A 20,735-nucleotide genomic window follows, 5' to 3' on the forward strand; every position below is an offset into this window, starting at 1 on the left:
CCGGCCCGCCTCCTATCCTCGGTGCCATGACCAGTGGCCCGGCTCCTTCGACCGAACCGCCCTCGCCCTCGCCCGCGCCCGGGGTCACGCGCCGGGACGTCACCCTGCGGGACGTCCTGGCCTTCGACGACAGCGGCACGCTACGGCTGCTGCTCGCCCCGGCCGGGCAGGACGTTCCCGTCCTGGGCACCGCGTTCGCCGAGCGCGGCACACCCGGGTCCGCCCGGGGGCTGCTGCTCCTCGCCGTGGGTACCGGCACCTCCTCTCCGGACGCGGTCACCGCGGTGCGCCGGGCCGCCCGGCAGGGAGCGTGCGCGGTGGTGCTGCGCGACGGTGGCGATGCCGGACCAGCACCGGAGGTCCTGGACGCCGCGCGGGAGCAGGGGATCGCCGTTCTGGCCCGCGCCGCGTGGGCGGACTGGACGGACACGGCGACGCTACTGCGCTCGGCCCTCGCGTTCGGGGCAGTGGACGGCGCCGCTCGGGAACCGTCGGCCGACGACCTCGCGCCCGGTGGGCTGAGCGCGCTCGCCGCGGTGATCGCAGCCGCCACCGGCGGGGCGATCACCATCGAGGACACCCGGTTCCGGGTGCTGGCCCACTCCGCGACCCGTCCCGAGGCGGACGGGGTCCGCCGCTCCACCGTTCTCGGCGGCCGGGTACCCGAATGGCGGGTGGCCGAGATACGCCGCAGCGGCCTGCTGCGCACGCTCTGGACCTCGCGCGAGGTGATCCACCGTCCCGCCGGAGGAGACAGCCCCGAGCGCCTGGTCGTCGCGGTGCGCAGCGGCCCCGAGATGCTCGGCTCGATCTGGGTGGCGGCGGACGGCAGCCCCCTGTTGCCGGACGCGGCCCGCGCGTTGCTCTCCGCCGCCGCGACGGCCGCACCCCACCTCGTACGCCACCGGCTGCGGGAGAGCGGCGAGGTGCGGCGGCGCGATCACGCCCTGCGCGGGCTGCTGCGGGGCGAGGGAGACCTCAGGACCCACGCCTGGTCGCTCGGGCTCGCGGCCGGCACGCCGTGCGCGGTGGTGGCGGTGGCCGCCGAATCGGTCGCTGATCCGGTGACTCCCCCACTGGACCGGACCCTCGACGTACTGACCCTGCATGCCGCCTCGTACCGCCCCGACGTGCGGGTGCTCCGGGAGGAGGAGCGGTTGCTCGCCCTGCTGCCCGTCGGCTCGGGAAGGGACCGGGAGGCCCTGGGGCTCGCCCGGGAACTGGCGGCCCTCGCTTCCTCGCTGTCCGGCGGGATGCCGGTGCTCGTGGGTGCGGGGGCCGTGGTGGATTCCGTCCTCGGTGTCCCGGCCTCGTGCGAGGAGGCGTCCCTCGTCGTCCGGGTGCTGCGCGAGAGGCTGGCCGCACGCGACTCGGGTCTCAACGAGGACCGGGCGGCGGTGCGGTGGGCGGGCGCCCCGGGACTCGGGCCGGTGGTCGACGTGCGGCGCATGCTCGACGCGGTGCGGCCGCTGTGGGAGGCGGGCGGAGGTCCGGTGCACGACCTGGTGCGCGCCGATCTCGCGGCCGGCGGCGAGCTGGTCCGGTCCCTCGCCGCCTACCTGGACGCCGGGGGTGACGTCCCGGCCGCCTCGCGCCGCCTCGGCCTGCATCCCAACACCCTGCGTTACCGGTTGCGGCGGGTCGGGGAACGACACGGGGTGAACGTGGACGACCCGGACACCCGGCTCCTGCTGACGGTGGCGGTCCGCCTCGCCGCCGGCTTCTGAGACTGCCCGACGCGCGCCGGGCACCTGGACTTTTTTCACCTGTTCGCACCGGTTCGGTCGGTGCTCACACCTTCTGAGGCCATCTGCCCGGCGTTTGACCGACAGAACGAGTCTCACCTGCAGGCTTGGCCCCGCCGACGAAGACCGGGGCCCGCCGATCGGCGATCGTCACCCCATGACCCAGACGTTTTCGGCCTCCGGCACACCGGCCACCCCGAAGTACGCCCATGTCGTGCGCCGCGCGATCGCCGACGGCCTGCTCGGAAGTTCCCAGCCCGTCGTGGGCTTCCTCGACCCCCAAGGGGTCCGGAACTCGGTCGACGCCCTGCGGGAGGCGTTCGCCGGTGCCCCGCAGGTCCTGCACACCTTCGCGGCGAAGGCGTCCCCGCTCGTTCCGGTGCTGCGCCTGCTCGCCTCGTACGGAATGGGGTGCGAGGTGGCGAGCCCCGGGGAACTCCGGCTGGCCGTGGACGCCGGTTTCGCGCCCTCGACGATCGTGCTGGACTCCCCGGCCAAGACCCGCGAGGAGATCCGGCTGGCGCTGGCGCTCGGGATCGCGGTCAACGCCGACAGCCTCGACGAACTGCGCCGCATCGGCACCCTGCGCTCGTCCAACTCCGCCTCGGTCATCGGACTGCGGGTGAACCCGCAGGTCGGAGGCGGTGCGATCGGCGCCATGAGCACGGCCACCGCGACGTCGAAGTTCGGCGTGGCACTGCGGGACCCCGGGGCCCGCGCGGCCGTGGTGCGCGCCTTCGCCGAACACCCCTGGCTGACCCGGCTGCACTCCCACGTGGGCTCCCAGGGCTGTCCGCTGGACCTGCTCGCGGCCGGTGTCGCGGAGACGTACCGGCTGGCCGAGGAGATCAACGCCCACCTCGGCGAGCGCAGGATCACCAGCCTGGACATCGGCGGCGGGCTGCCGGTGAACTTCGCCGACGACGAAGTACGGCCCACCCACGGCGACTACGTCACCGCGCTGCGCACGGCCGTACCGGACCTGTTCGACGGGCGGTACGCGCTGGTGACGGAGTTCGGCCGGTCGCTGCTGGCGAAGAACGGGTTCATCGGGGCGCTCGTCGAGTACACCAAGGACGCGGGCGGGCGGCGCATCGCCCTGACCCACGCGGGCGCGCAGACCGCGACCCGTACCGTCCTGATGCCAGGGGCATGGCCACTGCGGGTGGGCGCCTTCGGGCCGGACGGCCAGCCGAAGAACGGGCCTCTGCTCGCGCAGGACATCGCGGGTCCCTGCTGCTTCGCCGGCGACGTGGTCGCGTACGCCCAGGAGCTCCCGGAGCTGCGCGAGGGCGACTTCGTGGTGCTCTACGACACGGGTGCCTACTACTTCTCGGCGCCGTGGGCGTACAACAGCCTGCCGAGGCCGGCGGTGTACGGCTTCCGTACGACGGACGGGGGCGACGGGCACGGCGGGGTTCGTTTCGCGCCGGTGCGCGATGCCCAGACACTGGAATCGATCGCGGCGGAGAACGGCCTCGGCCACGCCGACGCGCTGGTGAGGCTCGGCGGAGTGAACAGCGACGTGCACGGAGAGGTGGGCAGCGCCTTCGCGTGACCGCGGGCGCCCGCGCCGCCCCGCACCCGGGCGGGCCCGTCCGGCACCTCGCGCCGGACGGGCCCGATGCCCGGGATCAGCCCGCGGGCTGCGGGGACGGCTCGGGATCCGGTACCGGCTCGGGGCCCGGCGCCGGCGGCTGCGGAATCGGGTCCGGAGCCGGGCCGGGCGGTACGGGCCCGGGGCCCGGCGGCGCCGGAGGCGGGGTGGGCACCGGCGTCGGCGGCCCGGGCACCGGCGGCGGGCTCGGTACGGGCGACGGGTGGACGGGATCGGGGTACGGCTGAGTCATCGCGACCCTCCCATGGTGCGAACGGTACGAGTGGGGCTCATCCCCACCGTCTCCCGCTGCGGCTGCCCGCGCCTGCCGGGACCACACCTCCCACGCCCGGACCGCACCCGGTCGGCCGGGGCCCGCCCGATGCCCGTCGGCGTCAGCGGGCGGACGGGACCGCGTGCGGGCTGCGCTCGGTGGGGGTGCCGGGTACCGGCGCGGAGGCGTCGTTCCCCAGCGCGACGATCCGGTTCTCCGCGTCGACGTGCACCACGCTGGGGACGAGCGTGCGCGCCTCCGCGTCCTCGACCTGCGCGTAGCTGATCAGGATGACCAGGTCGCCGGGGTGCACGAGGTGCGCGGCGGCGCCGTTGATCCCGATCACGCCGGAACCCCGCTCGCCCTCTATGACGTAGGTCTCCAGGCGGGCGCCGTTGGTGATGTCGACGATGTGCACCAGCTCACCGGGGAGCAGGTCGGCGGCTTCCATCAGCTCGGCGTCGATCGTGACCGACCCCACGTAGTGCAGGTCGGCCTGGGTCACAGTGGCACGGTGGATCTTGGACTTGAACAGAGTGCGCAGCACTTTGGACTCCTCTAAGACGGCTCCCTGCCTGCTTTCTGCAGGTCAAAGGCGGCCCCCACCTTACACCGGCGCGTGCCGAACGATGCCAGTGAGGAACATCGCTCCGGTCAGCCGAGACGGGTTCCTCCCTGGGTCTTTCCCCCCGCTCAGGCGTCTGTTGGGGCGATCGCCCCGGAGCACGTAGAGACTCATACTGACCGGATGCCGACCTACCTGATGAGTCATCAGGCTTCCGGGGGACCCACTGCACATGGACGACGTACGCCCACGCACCACCAAACTGTCGGGCACCGACATCGCTCCGCTTCGCGGAACACGGCCACTTCGGCCATCAACCGGTCGACGCCTGACCGCTCCGGAAGTCGGCTCGCTGCCTGCCGCCCGTCCGAGGCCCCTCGGCAGCGTGAAGCTCGCGAGCGACGGCTTCCCGCCCGGCAGCCCCGCGAGCCGCAGGCACGGACGGCAGGAGAACGACCCCGGCCGGCGACGCACAGCCCCTGCGGCACTGAGAGCGGAAGCGCCTGTGGGCCCGGCTGCCGACATTGCTAGGCGAGTAGGGCTGAGTGTTTGGGATGCGAACGTCTATTCCATGATCCGACAGAACCCATCAGCACGCGGCCGGTCGCGACACGATAAAAACGGAACAGCAGGGTCTCCCCCGGGTGGTCGTCATGGAGCCGGACGACAGCCGGCACCCACGCGAGCCGATTCTGAGGGAGAACCGCGAACCAGGGCTCGCCGCTCGCCCCGAAGCGCGAGAATCGTCGCATGGTTTGCCCATACCCCCGCACTCCTTCCCCCGACTGCGAGGATGCGGGGCGCCTGCGCAGTGAGGCGGCCGAGGCCAAGCACACCGCCGCGATGCGGGCGGACGGGTACGAGCCGCTGGAGCCCTGTCCCGGGAACGGGAGCCGCGGCGGTCCCGGCACCTGCCGTGCGGAAACATCGTCTCCCCGCGACCGGCGTATCTCAGCGCTGGGCGGGTCGGGTGCACGGAGTGCGCGAAGGAGAGCCGTCGGGCGATCCTCCGGGAGCGCGCCGACGGGGCCGAGCGGGCCGAGGCGGACATGCGGTCCGTCGGCCTGGAGCCGCTGGATGTATTGACGCAGGGTTGTTGACGCGGCTGATCGGGGCCGGCCTCCGAGTGCGGTGTGGCAGCGGTGGTGGTTGTAGGTGTGAGAGGAAGTCTGCCCGGGCTGTGGCTCGTTCGTCGTGTGACGTGCAGGGCCGTTGGTGGGCCCACTCGTCGGCCAGGGTGCGGTTGAAGCGTTCGGCTTTGCCGTTGGTCTGGGGCCGGTAGGGGCGGGTGAGTTTGCCGGCAGCGCCGAGTCCCGCCAGGGCGGCCTTCCAGGCCAGGCCCTTTCAACTAGGCCCAGGCGAAGCTCAAGCGGCTGGCCGACCGCGGGATCCCGGCCGAGACCGAGCCAGGCTTGTTCACCCAGCCCCGGCCGTCATCGACCAACGTCGCCACAACCTGCCCCCTTGGCCAGCACGAAACGAAGAATCGAGCATCAGGCCCCATACCGTGCTCTGACGTTCCGTCACCGACTACCGCATCCCGGGGAACCTCAGTCCAACTGCAGGGCCGTCCGCTCCCCGCGCGCCCACTGCGGATGCCGCCCAGCGGGCAGCGAAAAGCAACGGGCCGCGCCGCGTGCTCCAGACGTCCCAGACTCCGCTGCTCGGCGGCACCGCGCCAGACCTGAACGGCGTCCAGGACAAGGAGAGCCGTGCCCACCTGTACCAGAGGTCGCAAATGCTGCATCGCGGTGATCGTTTACCTCTATGATCACGCCACCCACAGCGTGGAGATCGTGTGGGGAAGTAGTGACTACAAGGGGAGGACTGATGAAACGAAGACTTCAAGGCGCGCCTCGGCAGCGCCACAGATCGCCAGCGGCTCTAGGGCGAATAGCCCTGACTTTGGCCGCGGCGATGGCCGCCCAGGCTGCGACGGTTTCGGTCGCTACTGGGACAGCGTTCGCAGCCAACTCGGTTGCGGCGGAGGTCTCTGCGTCTACGGAGACCAAGCCAACTGCCTCATCGGCGAATTCAGTGGCGGCGGCGCTGCTGATGGCCCGCCTGCAGGACCGGAAGATCGAGGTGCTGTCGGAGCGTACGGCATCCGCAACGACGTATGCCTTGCCCAGTGGAGAGCTTCAGACCTCTACCTATGCCGGGCCGATCCGGCAGAAAGTGGGAGGCACGTGGAAGGACATCGACACATCGCTCACCGACACCGGAGCGTCACTGGAGCCGGATGTGGCAGCAGCCGACATCACGGTGTCCGATGGCGGGGACACCGCGCTGGCTGCAGTCGACAAGGGAGACAAGTCCTTTGGTCTGGGCTGGACGTCGAAGCTGCCGACACCGTCCGTGGACGGCGACACCGCGTCCTACAAGCTTGGTGACGCGGAAACCCTCACGGTAACCGCGCTTGCCCAGGGTTTCTCCCAGAATGTCGTGCTGAACCAACGTCCGGCCGACGCGCCTGAGTACCGAATCCCCCTGCTCCTTGAAGGGCTCAAGCTGTCAGTGGCCGATTCCGGCCACTTGATGCTCAAGGATTCTGACGGCAAGCTCGTCGCCGAGGCGCCGGCACCGATGATGTGGGACTCATCAAAGGACGCCACCTCGGGTGAGTCGAAGCACGCTGCCCGCGTATCGACGAAGGTCGAGACCGCGGACGACGGAACCCAGGTCCTCACCCTGGCCCCGGATGCAGACTTCTTTGCGCAAGAGCTGACCTATCCGGTCACCGTCGATCCCACGACCACGCTCGCAGCCAGCACCGATACGTGGGTGGCCACCAACTACCCTGACTCACAGGTCTCTTCGACCGAGCTCAAGTCGGGTACCTACGACGGCGGCACCACCAAGGCACGCGCATACCTGAAGTTCGACGTGTCGGCCTTCAACGGCAAGCACATCACTGACACCAACCTTGCCCTGTACTCGTACTACTCGTCGACATGTGGCACGTCGGGTTCGGGCACTCAGGTGCGTCGTATCACCTCGACCTGGTCGTCGTCGGACATCACCTGGGGTGCCCAGCCGTCCACCACAGCCACCGGTGAAGTGATCAACAAGGCGGCGCTGGGATACGACAGTTCCTGCCCAGCGGGCACGATGAACTTCGACATCGATGCGATTGTGCAGGCGTGGGCGTCTGGTTCGGTCAACTACGGCATCCGGGTCGCGGGCGCCTCGGAGACCGACTCCCTGACGTGGCGCCGCTACCGTTCCGCCAACTACGTGTCCGGCGACGGTTCGACAGAGCCGCACCTGACGGTGACGTACAACTCCTACCCCTCGGGCGCCAGTTCGCCGGCGATCGCGCCCTCGCAGGTCAACGCGTACAACGGCATGCGCTATGTCACCTCCCTCACTCCGACCCTGTCGGCCAAGGTGATCGACCCGGACGGTTCCAGCACCAAGGCGCAATTCGAGCTCACCGCCGACCCCGCATACGCGGACACAACGTACGCGTACACGGGTACGACCTCATCGGTGGCCTCGGGTTCGACGGCGAAGCTCACCATCCCCTCGGCGAACTCACTCCCGTCGGGCAGGACCCTGCGCTATCGGGTACGTGCATACGACGGCGTCGACTACGGCCCGTGGTCCGGATACACGACATTCAGACTGAACACCGGGCTGCCCGAGGCTCCGACAGTCACCTGTGACCAGTACGAAGAGAATGGCTGGACGGCGAAGGCCGCGAGCGCAGTGTCCTGCACCTTGGACACCACCTCCACCGACGGCGCCGGCTACCTCTGGGGGCTGGACAACAACAGCCTGCCGAACAAGAAGCTGGACACCACGAACGGCACCGGCGGTGATGCGCTGACGATCAGCATCGATCCGGCAAACGGCTGGCACACCCTCTACGCCCGTACGATCGACTCTGGAGGGAACGCCTCTACCGCCACCACCGCCTACAGTTTCGGTGTCGGGGCGGACGGCGCGGCGATTCTGTCCCCGCAAGACAGTGCCGAAACAGCCCGCCGACTGACTCTCTCGGCCAAGGGACTGACGACCTACACCGGGGTGACCTGGCAGTACCGCCGTGGCGAAGAGGACTCCTGGCGTTCCATTCCGGTCAAGGACGTCACCGCCTCCGGTGCTGCGGTCTCGGCCTGGCCGGTCGGTGTCACCAACGGCAGCGCAACCAAACTGGTGTGGAATACCGTTGCCTCGCTCTCCGAGGACGGCGTGATCGAGCTGCGTGCCGGCTTCACCAACGGCAGCAGCACTGGCTACTCGCAGACCGTCGATGTGACTCTGGACCGCGACGCCGGCGCCGCACCGGACGCGCCTGCGGGTCCGGGCTCCGTAAATCAGCTGACCGGTGACTACACCTTGTCGGCTCCCGATGCCTCGGCGTTCGACACCACGGTGAGCCGTTCCTACTCGTCCCGGGCGAACGACACGGACCGTGAGGGCCAGGCCGACATCTTCGGGCCGGGATGGACCTCTTCAGTCACCGCCCAGGGAGCGGCCTACACCCAGCTACGCGCCACATCCAGCACCTCGGTCGAGATCTTGACCGAGGATGGCAGCGCCATTGCATTCACCAGCACCGCCAACGGCGGCTGGAAGGCTCAGCCCGGCCAAGAGGCACTGACCCTGACGGGCGCACTGTCGGGGACAAAGTTCACCCTGACCGACACCGATGCCAACAACACGGTGTTCACCAAGGCCACCTCTGCGGCTCCGACTTGGACGCTGTCGTCCACGGCGTCGGCTCTGAGCGACTCATCTGTCACCGTTGCGTCGGAGTCGGTCGTAGTCGGTGACCAGACGCTGGCCCGGCCCAAGTACGTGATCTCGCCGACTCCCGCGGTCACCACGTCCACCTGCCAGGCGGACCCGTCGACCAAGGGCTGCCGTGTACTGGAGTTTGTCTACGCCTCCACCACCACAGCCACCAGTAGTGCCTTCGGGGACTACCAGAACCAGGTCAAGGCCGTGAGGTTGTGGGCCACCAGCCCGGGCGCCTCTGCGTCCACGGCCGAGGCAATCACGTCCTACGCCTACGACTCCGCCGGACACCTGCGTAGCGTGTGGGACCCGCAGATCAGCCCGCCGCTGAAGACGTCCTACACCTACGACTCCGACGGCCGCATCGCGACCCTCACCGAGCCAGGTGAACTTCCGTGGACCTTCACCTACGGCAAGGCGGGCTCCGCTTCGACCGCCGGTGAGGGCATGCTGCTGCGGGCATCGCGCTCGGCACTCGCCAGCGGGTCGAACAGCGAGGTCTCCGGGACCGCCGTGACCAGCGTCGTCTATGACGTGCCGCTCTCCGGTTCCACTGCCCCCTACCAGCTGGACAAGGCGACGGTCGCAACGTGGGCACAGGACACTGCGCCGACGGATGCCACGGCGGTCTTCCCGCCGGGCTCTGCTCCGTCCTCCCCCACTGGGAGCAACCTAGCCTCGGACGCATATGCCAGCGCCACCATCACCTACATTGACGCCAACGGTGAGGAGACGAACACCGCGGCGCCAGGTGGATCGATCACCACAACCGGGTACGACGAGTTCGGCAACACGGTCACTGAACTCAGCGCGGCCAACCGCGAACTGGCCCTGGGTAAATCCAGCGATGCTGCAGACACGCTGACGACGCTCGGCCTGACCGACTTGTCGACAGCTGACCGAGCCCGACTGCTGTCCGTGGTCTCCGAATACTCTTCCGACGGTGAGCGCCTCCAGGACGAGTACAGTCCCCTCCACGAGATGACTCTCAGTGAGAAGCTGGCTGGTTCCGCCGCCGAGACCTCACTACCGGCAGGCACGGTTGTTCCGGCTCGTACGCACACGTCGTATCGGTACGACGAGAACCGACCCTCCGACGCGGTTCTGTCGGATCTGGTGACCACAACCAAGACCGGTGCCTTCATCGACGGATACGGCGCAGAGGGTGACGTCCGCACCGTAACCACCAGCTACGACTGGGCTACAGGCCAGACGAAGGGGAGCGGCGGCGACGATTCGACCGGAATGGTGACCACGTACAACGCCGATGGGAAGGTCGCAACCACACGTACCTCGGGATCGAACGGAGGCGACGCCGCGACCGTCACATATGAGTACTACACCGCCGGTGGAAGTGGCGTCTGCGCAGGTCGGCCCGAGTGGGCCGGCCTGGTCTGCAAGACCTCACCTTCAGCCAAGATCGCCGACGGCGGCAGCAACCCGGACGAGGCCACCACCACTGTCTTCACCTACGACAGGTGGATACAGATCGCTACCAAGGCTGAGACGGCCAATGGCGTGACCCGCACCACCACCATCGGAAAGGACAGTGCGGGCCGCCCGACCGGTACCACCATCACGGGTGGTACCGGTCAGGAAGTCCCCTCGGTCACCGTCACCTACAACGAGACCAACGGCCAGGTGGCGACTCGGAGCGCCGGCGGGCAAACCATCTCCTCCACGTACGATGTGTTGGGGCGTCAGACGTCCTACGGCGATGGCGCGGGAAACACCACCGTCATGTCCTACGACGTCGTTGACCGCCCGGTGAAGGTCACGGATTCGGCGCCGGCCAGCGTGACTTACACCTACGACGGTTCCGGCAACCGGAAGACCCTGACAGACTCGGTCGCCGGCACTTTCAGCGCTACGTACAACGCCGATGGCGCACTCACCTCCGAGACCCTTCCCGGCGGCAATCGGCTGACGGTGAGCATGGACACCACCGGCAGAGAAACCGGCCGCCTCTATGCCGATGCCAACGGAAACACGATTCTTTCGGACAATGCGCGCTACAACACCCGCGGTGAACAAGTCGGTCACACCCAGACCGACGGCTCCACCACGGACACCTCCTATGCCTACGACAGTGCCGGACGCCTCATCCAGGCCGCCGACACCACCGCAGCCGGCTGCACGACCCGCGCCTACACCCTTGGCGCAAGCAGCAACCGCACCGCACTGCAGACCAGCTCGGACGACTGCGACGCAAGCACTGACGACGTGAGCACGGTCACTGCGTCGTACCGCTACGACAGCGCTGATCGACTCATCGCCGATGGTGTGACCTACGACGCGCTGGGCCGTACCCAGACCAGTGGCGACAGCACCCTGACCTACTACGCCAACGACCTCGTACACAGCGAGACCGTCGGCAGCAGCCGCCAGACCTGGAACCTGGATCCGGCCCGACGACTTGCCGTCTCCGTTGACCAGACCAAGGCAACCGACGGCTCCTGGAATACAACGGGCACCGTCACCAATCACTATGGCTGTGACTGTGACAGCCCCAGCTGGAGCAAGTCCTCGGCGGGTGACGTCAGCCGGAATATCGCCGATCTGAGAGGCTCTCTCGTTGCCGTCAGCACAGCTGCCGGCAACGTGGTCCTCCAACTGTCCAACCTGCACGGCGACGTCGCGGTCCAGCTACCGCTGGACACCTCTGTGGCGCCGACCGTCCAGCAGTACGGCGAGTATGGCAACGCACTCGACGGGACCGTGTCGACCGCATACGGATGGCTGGGCTCCTACCAACGGGACAGCGGCACCTTGAGCGGGATCTCGCTCATGGGAGTACGTCTCTACGACCCCGCCTCTGGCCGATTCCTGCAAGCCGACCCGGTCTATGGAGGGAACGACAACAGCTACGAGTATTGCCGCGGAAACCCCATCTCCTGCACGGACCTGACGGGCGCCTACTCCTACTCGTTCTCGTATAATCTCGGGTTCTATTGGAGCTCCGCCAAGACGGTATTCACGTGGATTCGCACCCACTTCTGGGTCTTCCCCCTCAGCGGGTGTGGCGCCAACCTCAATCGGGGAGAGCGCTGCAACCTGAAGCCCGTTCTGGGGCCGGTGAAGGTGGAGAAGCTGACGTCGACCTACTTCCAGTTCCTGTCCTTGAAGGGACACTTCGAAGGTCCTGGCAAGAGACTCAGGTTCACCTTCAAGAAGAGCTGGGGCATGGTCTACATGAAGGTCAAGGCGTGGGGGCCGAACAAGACGAAGTGCGACAACAACAAGTACTGCTCAACAGCGAATAAGATCGCTGCTAGAACAGGGTTCGGTGTCTTCGCCGTCGATATCTCGTTCTACACGTCCGTCTACGGAATCTGGTGATGCATCATTGACACTCCAGTCCACAATCCGGTACGGCCGAGATGGAAATACCTGCTCATCGCCCTCCTGGCCGCGGTTCCGTGGCTTGTCTCTGTACTGCCACTCACGTTTGACGGCATGCAGCAGGTGCAGGAATCGGGTGGGGCAGGGAGCGGCTCGGAGACGCTGGGCCTGACGATGCTGGCGTTCGCGGCACTGCCTGTTGTTGCCGCGCTCCTGGTTCTCATGGTCAGTCGCGCCACCCGGATCCGGTGCCGCCGGGCAGCGGTTGTCGCCGCGGCAGTGCTGTTCTTCGGCGGATTGGCATCCTTCCTGCTCGCCTCGCTGCTCGCCATGGCGTAGAAGGCAGGCGCTGACCCAGGCAGGTGTGGTCCTCCAAGCGATTGGGGGACCACACCTGTTCAGGCGAAGGCGCGAGCCAGCCAATTTTCCAGGGAGCTCGGCGAGGTACCCCTCCACCCGAGATGACCATCGGGACGTACCAGCATGACCGTCCGCTTGTCTCCGGGCTCGGCGGAGGTGATCACAGTGACGTCTTCTCCCAGGCGTCGGCGAGCGATGGACGCAAGCGCCGCGGTGTCCGCGCCCGATGCGACAAGTGCCCACCGGCAACCGAGCTCATGGTGCAGGCGCGTTTGGCTGCCGTTGCCTCGCAGGCATCGCAGGTCCGGTACCCGATCACCAGGGCGCAAAGCGGCTCCGATGCGCCAACCCGGCGACTGCATCGCAAGGGGACCGTTGCGGTAGTTGGTTCTGAGCTGCGAGGACTTCTCCCACAAGAACCGCTGAGCGGTTGGAAGATTGAGTACCGGGGCCAGAACGCGGTCACGGATGACTCGTGTCAGCAGGTTCTCCCCGACCGCCAGGCGAGTAAGGCTGCTTGTGGCCGCCATCACTTCGCGTGCCACCGGCCGGCGCTCAGCTTCGTAGGTGTCGAGCAGCCGTTCCCGAGCTCGCCCCGAAGCTACCAGGGCGAGTTTCCAGGCCAGGTTCTCTGCATCACCAAGGCCGGTATTCATGCCCTGGCCACCGAACGGACTGTGCACATGAGCGGCGTCTCCGGCCAGGAGCATCCGGCCGGATCGGTACCTGGCAGCGAGACGGCGCTGAATTCGAAATGTAGACGTCCACGCAGCATTCCAAACCTCTGGCGGCCGAACTCCCGCATGGTCTTCCAAGGCCGTCTTGAGCACGGTGGATGCCTGATCGGGATCAAGATTATCACTGTCCCGTGGGGTGGAGGCTACGAGGCGCCACACATCGCTTCCCGGCAGAGGGAAAACGTTGAAAATCCCCTTCTTGTGCAGCCATACGGACACCACATCTCTAGGGAATGGTAGCGCTGCGTGAATATCCGACAGGAAGAACCCTTCCGCCATGGACGTCCCCGCGAAGTCAATCCCGGCCAATTCACGTACACGACTGTGCGCTCCGTCGCAACCAACCAGCCACTCCGAGTGAATTACTTCGTCATTGAGCTGAACTGTCACGCCCTCGGCAACCTGGTCAGCGCCGACAAGATCCCTGCCCCATTCCACATCGACACCCAGCACGCATAGCCGACGACGAAGTTGCGCCTCCACCTCGGCTTGCGAATTGATCAGCACAGGACGATTCACCAAAGTGGCATGCGCGCCAACTCTCAGGCGAATCAGCCGCTTTCCATTCACATAGGTAACAAACTCCGCCGCATGAACCGATCGCTCTGGTAGCTCCCCCAGGGCTCCCAGTCGGTCCAGGACCTCGGCGCCTCTGGGTTGCAGACCCAATGCTCGTGAAGCGGTTGACGGTCCCTCTCGCCTGTCAATGACTCTGACCGGCACCCGCGCCGCAGCAAGGCCGCACGCCAGGGCGAGTCCGGTCGGCCCTGCCCCCACAACCAGAACCGTAGGACGTAGCACTTGAACACCCTTCGCAGCTCGTTCCCGACAGCGTCGACGCGTTGATCGTAATGCGGCGATAGGCTGCCTCGTGGAGTCAGTCGCCCTTGACCTCGATTCTTCGGGGGTGATCGTTGCTGGACAGGGTGGTCATTTCGCTCCGTTTCTCCCCACTGACTTCTTTCGACACGAGCGTCAGCATTCCACTGACGCGAGCTGACCTCCTCCAGGACAGAGAAGTCGGCCACTGAAGCGGGCGAGCAGCCGTGCGCTGGAGGCGGCGAACCGGCGCACCGTGGTGTCGGTCGTGTCGATGCTGGCGACGTCGAGGACATCCTCGTGCCAGCCGTTTTGGACCGCTCCTGTGACCCACTCGGGGCGCCGCTCCCGGAGATCCAGGTGTGGGCACCGGCCACCGCCCCGGCGGTCAACACGATGTCGTCGGCCTGCTCGTGTCCGATGCCAGCGGCGGCCAGGGCCCGCAAGACCGTGATCAGTGCCGTCGTGCCGTCGTGCCGTCGTGCAGGTGTTGGCCGAATGCGGACCAGCTTTCCTGTCGTAAAGCGTCCGCGCCGTGCTGCTCGGTGCTCATGCGGCGCTTGGTCCGGAAGGCGGCGGGACGGCAGGGAGGCGCCGATTCACAGAGCGGTCGGAGGACGGCGGGGAGTCGCCTACTGCAGGGCCAGCTCCTCGCTGACCTGCCAGTACGTGACCTCAGAGCTGTCGTCGAGGCCGAGACCGGAGCCGGAGGCGGGGGCGGTGACCGTGACGTGGCCGTCCGTGCCGCCGCCGCTGGGGTCGGCCAGGGTGACGTTGAGGGCCTTGGTGCGGTGGGTGGGCTTGTCGGAGAGGTGAATCGCCGCGTACGCGGTGTGGCCGGGAGCCAGTTCCACCACGGCCTGCGGGACGGTGTCCTTGTTGACCGGCAGGTTCTTGCCCGCGACCGGGTCGGAGACGAAGGGTGCGTTGTAGACCGCGCAGTCCTTGCTTCCGGTGTTGGTGAGCGTGAGCAGGATGGAGGGGATGGTGCCGCCAGTCTCCTCGAGCTTGATGCTCGACGAGTCGAGGGTGCAGTCGTCGTCTCCGGAGGAGGCCGAGGAACCGGACGAGCCCGAGCCGCCGGACGTCGAGGTGCCCGAGGTGTCCTCGGCGGCGGGGGTGGCGGTCACTCCGGCCGAGCTGTCGGAGGAGGTGGCCGCCGGGGCGGAGGAGGTGGATGGGCTGGTTGCCGCACCCCCCGTCGCACTCCCTGCGGCGGAGCTGGCGGCCGGTGACGCCGATCCGTCACCGTCGCCACCGCACGCGGTGAGGGCGAGTGCCAGGGCGGCCGTTGTGAGGGCGGCAGAGGCGGAGGTGGCGAGTCGGACAGAGCGCATGGCTGGTGATCCCGTCGTGTGTGGACATCTGGAGCGCGGCGGAGGCGCCGGTCGCGCTGGAGAACAGGACGTCCCGAGCAGACGGTTCGCCCCCCGTCGAAGGGGCGGCCGGGGCCGCCCCTTCACCGAGACCAAAAGTAGGCGGAGGCAGGAAACCGCAGGTGACGAGGTCGTCCGGCCTCTGTGGCGATCTCGTAACGGGCGAACCGGGAACGCGCAGGGGGGACCCACCAGACACAGCACGGCGTCGCCGGCCGCGAGCGCGGCGGCCGCGGTGGCGAAGATGCCCATCACGACCACCGCATCCCGGCCTCGGACAACTGCTCCATCCGCTCCGGGGCCAACGCGCCTGCCTTGCTCCGCTGCCTGTTGACCCACGGCCCCGGGCGGTACTGGTCCTCCCGGCCGTTCTCGGCGAGATCGGTCTCTCCACGTGCTTGCGCGGGGCCTTGAGGTGGCCCGCGAACTCGGAGTAGCCCGGGCGGCGGTGAGGCTGGCGGTCCACTCGTCGGCCTGCACAAGAGTTGTCCCGCAATTCCTGGCGGGTGCGCGACGACGGCTACGACACCTCGCCGCGTTGTCGGAAGGTCCGCATACATCCAGTATGCGGACGCCTTTCCGCCTTGCGATGCACCGCATCCGACGCCGCACACTGATCCACCACGAATTGCGGGACAACCCTTTCGGGGGCCGCTGCAACTTCTCGTCCTCGCTGGCAGGGATCTAGGTAGAGGATGTCGGTCGCGCGGTCCTGGATGAGGGGAAGCTGTTCGGCGCCGGTGCGCGAACCGGGGGTGACGGGGTTGAGTACGAAGGCGCCGTTCCTCTGCTCGCGCAGGACCGGGGTGAAGTCGGGGGCCATGGTTTCCATGACGTGGAGGTAGGCCGGTCCCAGAGGGGTGATGGTTTCCAAGAGGAGGAGGTAGCTCTCCGTGTAGTCCCCACGCACCCGGGGGACCGTCGGCCATCGCTCCCTTGCCGTAGGCATCTCGGAGAATGGCCTTGAGGGCGCGGAAAATGTTCACCTGGGTTCCTCGGCCGGCCCCCGTCACCCTCCATCTCATCCAGGAACCGCTCAACCACGATCGGTGAGACGGAATGCAGCTTTCGTGATCCGAAACGGGGGACAATGCGCACCTTGATCGAGCTGTCCACGTGCTCGCCGGTCGAGCAGTCCGTCATCTTTCGCTGCCGGGGCCGCCACTGCTTGGCGTACTCCTCGGCCGTCTGCTGGCCCAGTTCCCGGGGGGTCGCAGCTACGGACGGTGCCGCGGCTGGAGCAGCAGAAGATCCAGACGGGCGGAGGCTAAGATCTCCCCCGGTCGACGACGATCGTCTCGGGCCGCACGACCGGGGCCGGGGGCACGACCGGGGCCGGGCCGCCGTCCCGGCCGGTCAGCCTCGCTCCCGCAACCTTTTCCGCAACTCCCTGTTCTCCGCCTCCAGTTCCGCGAGACGTTCGGCGACCTTTTCCAGCGAGTCCGCGAGTTCCGCCTGGGAGTAGCGAGGAGTGATGTGCTTGGCGCAGTTCCACGCCAGCCCTTCGACCCGGATGAGCATCAGCCGTTCCCGAGGGCCGTCGGTGCCGAGCCCCGCGATCTCCTCCGCGACCCGTTGCGGTAGCCCGGTGTAGTCGTCGGCGTCCCTGGTCTCCGCGCGGCCGAGCACCTTCAGCCGTGCCTGGTGCGCGTAGTCCATGAAGAAGAGCGAGACCCGGTCGTCCCCCCGGAGGTTGCCGGCGGTGATGTACTGCCGGTTGCCCCGTACCTCGGCGAACGCCAGCGTTCCCTCGTCAACGACGTGCACGAATCCGGCCGGACCGCCCCGGTGCTGGATGTACGGCCACCCGTCCTCGCCCACCGTGCCGAGGTAGAAGCCGTCCCGCGCCCCGATGAACGCCGCCTCGCGGGGGCCGATCCGGTCGGGTTCCACCGGCCCGTCCCGCAGCCGGTCCATCGCGCGGAGGCTTCCTCTCTCTTCCTGCACGCTCCGGACGTTGCCGGTAAAGGCCACCTGGGCGTACCGGCTCACGCGGGTGCCCGTCCCGCCGCTGCGGCCAGCCGGTCCGTGGCCAGACCCGCGAGGAGGCGGGCGCCGTCGCCGAGGGACTCGTTGCCGAAGACGGCGTCCGGGCTGTGGTTGAAGCTCGCCTTCGCGGGGTCGCGGTCCGGTGGGCAGGCGCCGAGGAAGAGCAAGGCGCCGGGGACCTGGTCCAGCACGAAGGAGAAGTCCTCCGACGGGCTGAGCGGGGTCGGGGACCAGACGAGCCGGCCCGGCCCCAGCGTCCGGTCGACCACCGCCGCGGCGAAGTCCGCCTCGGCCGGGTCGACGACGGTGACCGGGTAGTCCATGGCGTGGTCCACCTCCACCGTCACCCCGTGGGCCGCCGCGACACCTTCCAGCACCCGGGTCACACCGGACAGCACCTGCGCCTTGGCCCCCGGCCCGAAGGTCCGTACGCCGATCTTCAGCTCGGCCTCGTCCGGGACGATGTTGGCCGCTGTGCCCGCGTGGATGCTGCCGACGGAGAGCAGCACCGGGTCGAAGGGGTCGAAGCCGCGGCTCGCGTACGTCTGCAGGGCCAGGACCATCTCGCAGGCCGCCGGGACCGGGTCCCGGAGCAGGTGCGGCTGGGAGTCGTGGCCGCCCCGGCCCCGTACGGTCACCCGCAGCGCGTCGCCGCCGGCCAGCAGCGGACCCTTGCGGGTGAGGACCGCGCCGGACGGGAGCAGCGAGGACGCCACGTGCAGGGCGTAGGCGGCGACGGGGCGGCGGCCGGGCCCCGCCGCGTCGAGGACTCCTTCCTCGATCATCAGCCGTGCGCCGTGGTGCCCCTCCTCCCCCGGCTGGAACATGAGGATCACGTCGCCGGCCAGGTCGTCCCGCTGCGCGGCGAGCTGCCGGGCGGCGCCGACCAGCATGGCGGTGTGCAGGTCGTGCCCGCAGGCGTGCATCCGGCCTTCGTGGACGGAGGCGTACGGGACGCCGGTCGTCTCCGTCAGGGGCAGCGCGTCCATGTCGGCGCGGAGCAGCACCACCGGAGGGTGGCCGTCCGCCCTGCCGCCGCCACGGCCGCGGAGCACGGCCGTGACGGACGACAGGGCGCTGCCCGTCGTGATCTCCAGGGGCAGTCCGTCGAGCGCGGCCAGCACCTTCGCCCTGGTGCGCGGCAGGTCAAGACCGATTTCCGGCTCCCGGTGGAGGTCCTCACGCAGGCGTACGAGGTCCTCCACCGGGCCGTACGCGGGCAGCGGGCCGGTCACTTGGTCGCCGTGATGATGCCGTGCGGGGTGATGGCGTCGGTGCAGCGGGTGCGCAGCACCGAGTCGAACCCGACCTCCTTCAGGGACTCCTCGTACTTCTCCCAGGCGTAGAGCATCCCGCCCTCGCCCGCGACCGCCGCGAAGAAGGGGCTGGCGAGGGCGGCCATCAGGGGACCGTCGTAGCCGTCCTCGGACATGGAGTTGAGGATCATGACCCGGCCGCCGTCCGGCAGTACCGCGTGCGCGTGGCCCAGCAGCACCCGGATGCGGTCCTGCGGCCAGATCTGGAGCTGGTGCACGAACATCACGGTGTCGTACCCCTCGGGGTAGGCGTCCTCGAAGATGTCCCCCTCGACGACCTTGACGCGGTCGCTGAGACCAGCCTCCTCGACCCGCTTGCGGGCCAGTTCGACCACCTTCGGGATCTCCAGCACGGTGACCTCGACCTCGGGGTGCGCCTTGGCCACCGCGATGGCCATGGTGGCGTCGCCGCCGCCGACGTCGAGGATGCGGCGGGACGAGCTGAAGTCCCCGTAGTTGATGAGGTGCTTCGAGGCTACGGCGGACCAGGTGCCCATGAAGTGGTAGAAGACCTGGAGGAGTTCGGGGTCCTCGCTCAGCCGGTGGTAGACGGTGGCGCCGTCTCCGGGGTAGCGGCGCAGGCCGACGTTGGTGTTGTCCCGCAGCGACTCGGTGAAGTCGACCAGGCCGGGGTAGGTCACGTACGCCTCGAATCCGACGACCGCCTTGACCAGCTCCCAGTGGCCGCCGGTGAACAGGTCGGAGACGGACTTGGTGTTGAAGTAGCCTCCGTCCGTGCGTTCCACCAGCTTCAGCGAGCTGACGCCCAGGATCAGGATGTCCAGGGCCCGCTCCTGAAGGCCGAGCTCTTCGAGGAGTTGCTGCCGGCCGGCTCCGGGGCTGCGCTCCAGCAGGTCGAAGAGGCCGAGTTCGACGCCGGCACGCATGAACTGGAAGGCGTTGTGGCCGAGCAGCACCGTGGTCAGGGCGTCGGGGATGACGCTCTCGTGCGGGGTGAACGGGTTCTGTACCTCGGTCATGGTGTGTCTCCCTGGTCTGAGGGGGTGTCGATCGGTTCGTCGGGGCCGGGCGACCGCAGCGACCGCATGCCGGAAGCGGCGGGGGAACAGGGGCGGTACGGGACTTCGGGTACGGCGACCGCGACCGCGCCGATCACGCCGGACGGTACGTCGGCCAGGTCGGTCAGGTCGTGGGGTACGGGGCTGCCGGGCACGCGGATCCGGTACGGCCGGCCGGGGGCCGACGGGCCGCACGGCAGGTCCGAGAGGTCCAGGCCGGCCATGACGGGCAGGCCGTCGCCGGTCGCCTTGACCAGCGCCTCCTTGCGGACCCAGACGCGCAGCAGGGCGTCCGCGGGGGCAGGTGATCCGCGGATGGAGGCGGCCTCGCCGGGCGTCAGGAAGCGGCGCAGTGCGCGGCTGTCGCGGCCGGGCACGCCCCGGCGCGGCAGTCGCTCGACGTCGATGCCGACCGGGCGGTCCGCGGCGGCGGCGGCCACCACCCCGCCCGCGTACGAGAGACTGATCTCCGGTGCCGGCGCCCCGCCGCGCGCGGAGACGCGGGGGCGGCCGTGCGGGCCGCCGCAGTGGGGGCAGAGCTGGTGCAGGACGACGTCGAGCGGTGAGCCTCCCGTCCGGCGGGCGGCGCACAGGCGGGCCAGGTAGTGCGCCGCGACGAAGTCCGCGCGGGCGGCTTCGGTACGGGCGTCCGCGAGGCGGAGCGTCTCGGCCGGGGTGAGGTCGAACGCCTGGGCGCCGGGCAGCGCCAGTACGTCCCGGGTGTCCGCGACCGCGACGGTCGGGCCGGCGGCCCCGGCCACCGGGCGCGGGGCCGGGCCCCGTACGCCCGGCACCGTGTCCGGGCGCTCTCCGGCGCCCCGGTGCCGCTGCGCCGCCGTGTCGCGCACCG

General features: G+C 68.8%; 12 protein-coding genes and 1 pseudogene. 4 read left to right on the forward strand and 9 right to left on the reverse strand.

Annotated features, from left to right (window positions below):
* The first annotated feature begins 26 nt into the window (after positions 1-26).
* Together ACFZAX_RS12765 and ACFZAX_RS12770 are read left to right on the forward strand one after the other, a co-directional pair.
* Positions 27-1,727 carry a helix-turn-helix domain-containing protein gene (locus ACFZAX_RS12765; protein WP_390961215.1) on the forward strand — a complete coding sequence of 567 codons (1,701 nt, stop codon included), beginning with the start codon at positions 27-29 and terminating at the stop codon, positions 1,725-1,727.
* Positions 1,728-1,902: 175 nt separating this feature from the next.
* Positions 1,903-3,303 (forward strand): diaminopimelate decarboxylase, encoded by a 1,401-nt coding sequence (locus ACFZAX_RS12770; protein WP_390961216.1) that lies wholly within the window; start codon positions 1,903-1,905, stop codon positions 3,301-3,303.
* Between the two features lie 434 nt (positions 3,304-3,737).
* Here the strand turns inward: ACFZAX_RS12770 and panD are convergent, their stop codons facing one another.
* Together panD and ACFZAX_RS12780 are read right to left on the reverse strand one after the other, a co-directional pair.
* Positions 3,738-4,163 (reverse strand): aspartate 1-decarboxylase, encoded by a 426-nt coding sequence (gene panD / locus ACFZAX_RS12775; RefSeq protein WP_390961217.1) that lies wholly within the window; start codon positions 4,161-4,163, stop codon positions 3,738-3,740.
* Between the two features lie 1,104 nt (positions 4,164-5,267).
* Positions 5,268-5,480 (reverse strand): annotated as a pseudogene (locus ACFZAX_RS12780) (integrase core domain-containing protein); the annotation flags it as partial.
* A gap of 738 nt (positions 5,481-6,218) precedes the next feature.
* On the opposite strand from ACFZAX_RS12780, the gene ACFZAX_RS12785 reads away from it, so the two are divergent.
* Both ACFZAX_RS12785 and ACFZAX_RS12790 read left to right on the forward strand, forming a co-directional pair.
* Complete coding sequence (locus tag ACFZAX_RS12785) at positions 6,219-12,266, forward strand: DNRLRE domain-containing protein (RefSeq protein WP_390961219.1); 6,048 nt, start codon at positions 6,219-6,221, stop codon at positions 12,264-12,266.
* 117 nt (positions 12,267-12,383) lie between these two features.
* Positions 12,384-12,608, forward strand: coding sequence for a hypothetical protein (locus ACFZAX_RS12790; RefSeq protein ID WP_390961220.1), 225 nt, complete (start codon positions 12,384-12,386; stop codon positions 12,606-12,608).
* 59 nt (positions 12,609-12,667) lie between these two features.
* Here ACFZAX_RS12790 and ACFZAX_RS12795 read toward each other — a convergent pair whose 3' ends face one another.
* The 7 genes from ACFZAX_RS12795 to ACFZAX_RS12825 form a co-directional block, all read right to left on the reverse strand.
* Positions 12,668-14,167, reverse strand: a complete 1,500-nt coding sequence (locus ACFZAX_RS12795; protein WP_390961221.1) for an FAD-dependent monooxygenase — start codon at positions 14,165-14,167, stop codon at positions 12,668-12,670.
* Positions 14,168-14,817: 650 nt separating this feature from the next.
* Positions 14,818-15,522 (reverse strand): DUF4232 domain-containing protein, encoded by a 705-nt coding sequence (locus tag ACFZAX_RS12800; protein WP_390961222.1) that lies wholly within the window; start codon positions 15,520-15,522, stop codon positions 14,818-14,820.
* Between the two features lie 559 nt (positions 15,523-16,081).
* Positions 16,082-16,435, reverse strand: a complete 354-nt coding sequence (locus ACFZAX_RS12805) for a hypothetical protein (protein ID WP_390961224.1) — start codon at positions 16,433-16,435, stop codon at positions 16,082-16,084.
* Positions 16,436-16,917: 482 nt separating this feature from the next.
* On the reverse strand, positions 16,918-17,508 hold the full coding sequence (locus ACFZAX_RS12810) for a pyridoxamine 5'-phosphate oxidase family protein (protein ID WP_390961226.1): 591 nt from the start codon (positions 17,506-17,508) through the stop codon (positions 16,918-16,920).
* A 41-nt stretch (positions 17,509-17,549) separates the two neighbouring features.
* Positions 17,550-18,785 carry an amidohydrolase gene (locus ACFZAX_RS12815; RefSeq protein ID WP_390961227.1) on the reverse strand — a complete coding sequence of 412 codons (1,236 nt, stop codon included), beginning with the start codon at positions 18,783-18,785 and terminating at the stop codon, positions 17,550-17,552.
* The gene (locus ACFZAX_RS12820) at positions 18,782-19,846 is read right to left on the reverse strand and encodes a methyltransferase (protein WP_390961228.1); all 1,065 of its coding nucleotides are present in this window, start codon (positions 19,844-19,846) and stop codon (positions 18,782-18,784) included. The genes ACFZAX_RS12815 and ACFZAX_RS12820 overlap by 4 nt, the downstream gene beginning before the upstream one ends.
* Entirely contained in the window at positions 19,843-20,733 is an 891-nt protein-coding gene (locus ACFZAX_RS12825; RefSeq protein WP_390961229.1) for a 4'-phosphopantetheinyl transferase superfamily protein, read from the reverse strand. Before ACFZAX_RS12825 ends, ACFZAX_RS12820 begins: the two co-directional genes overlap by 4 nt.
* Positions 20,734-20,735 lie beyond the last annotated feature (2 nt).

The sequence above is a fragment of the Streptomyces sp. NPDC008125 genome, assembly GCF_042957125.1.
GTDB lineage: Bacteria > Actinomycetota > Actinomycetes > Streptomycetales > Streptomycetaceae > Streptomyces.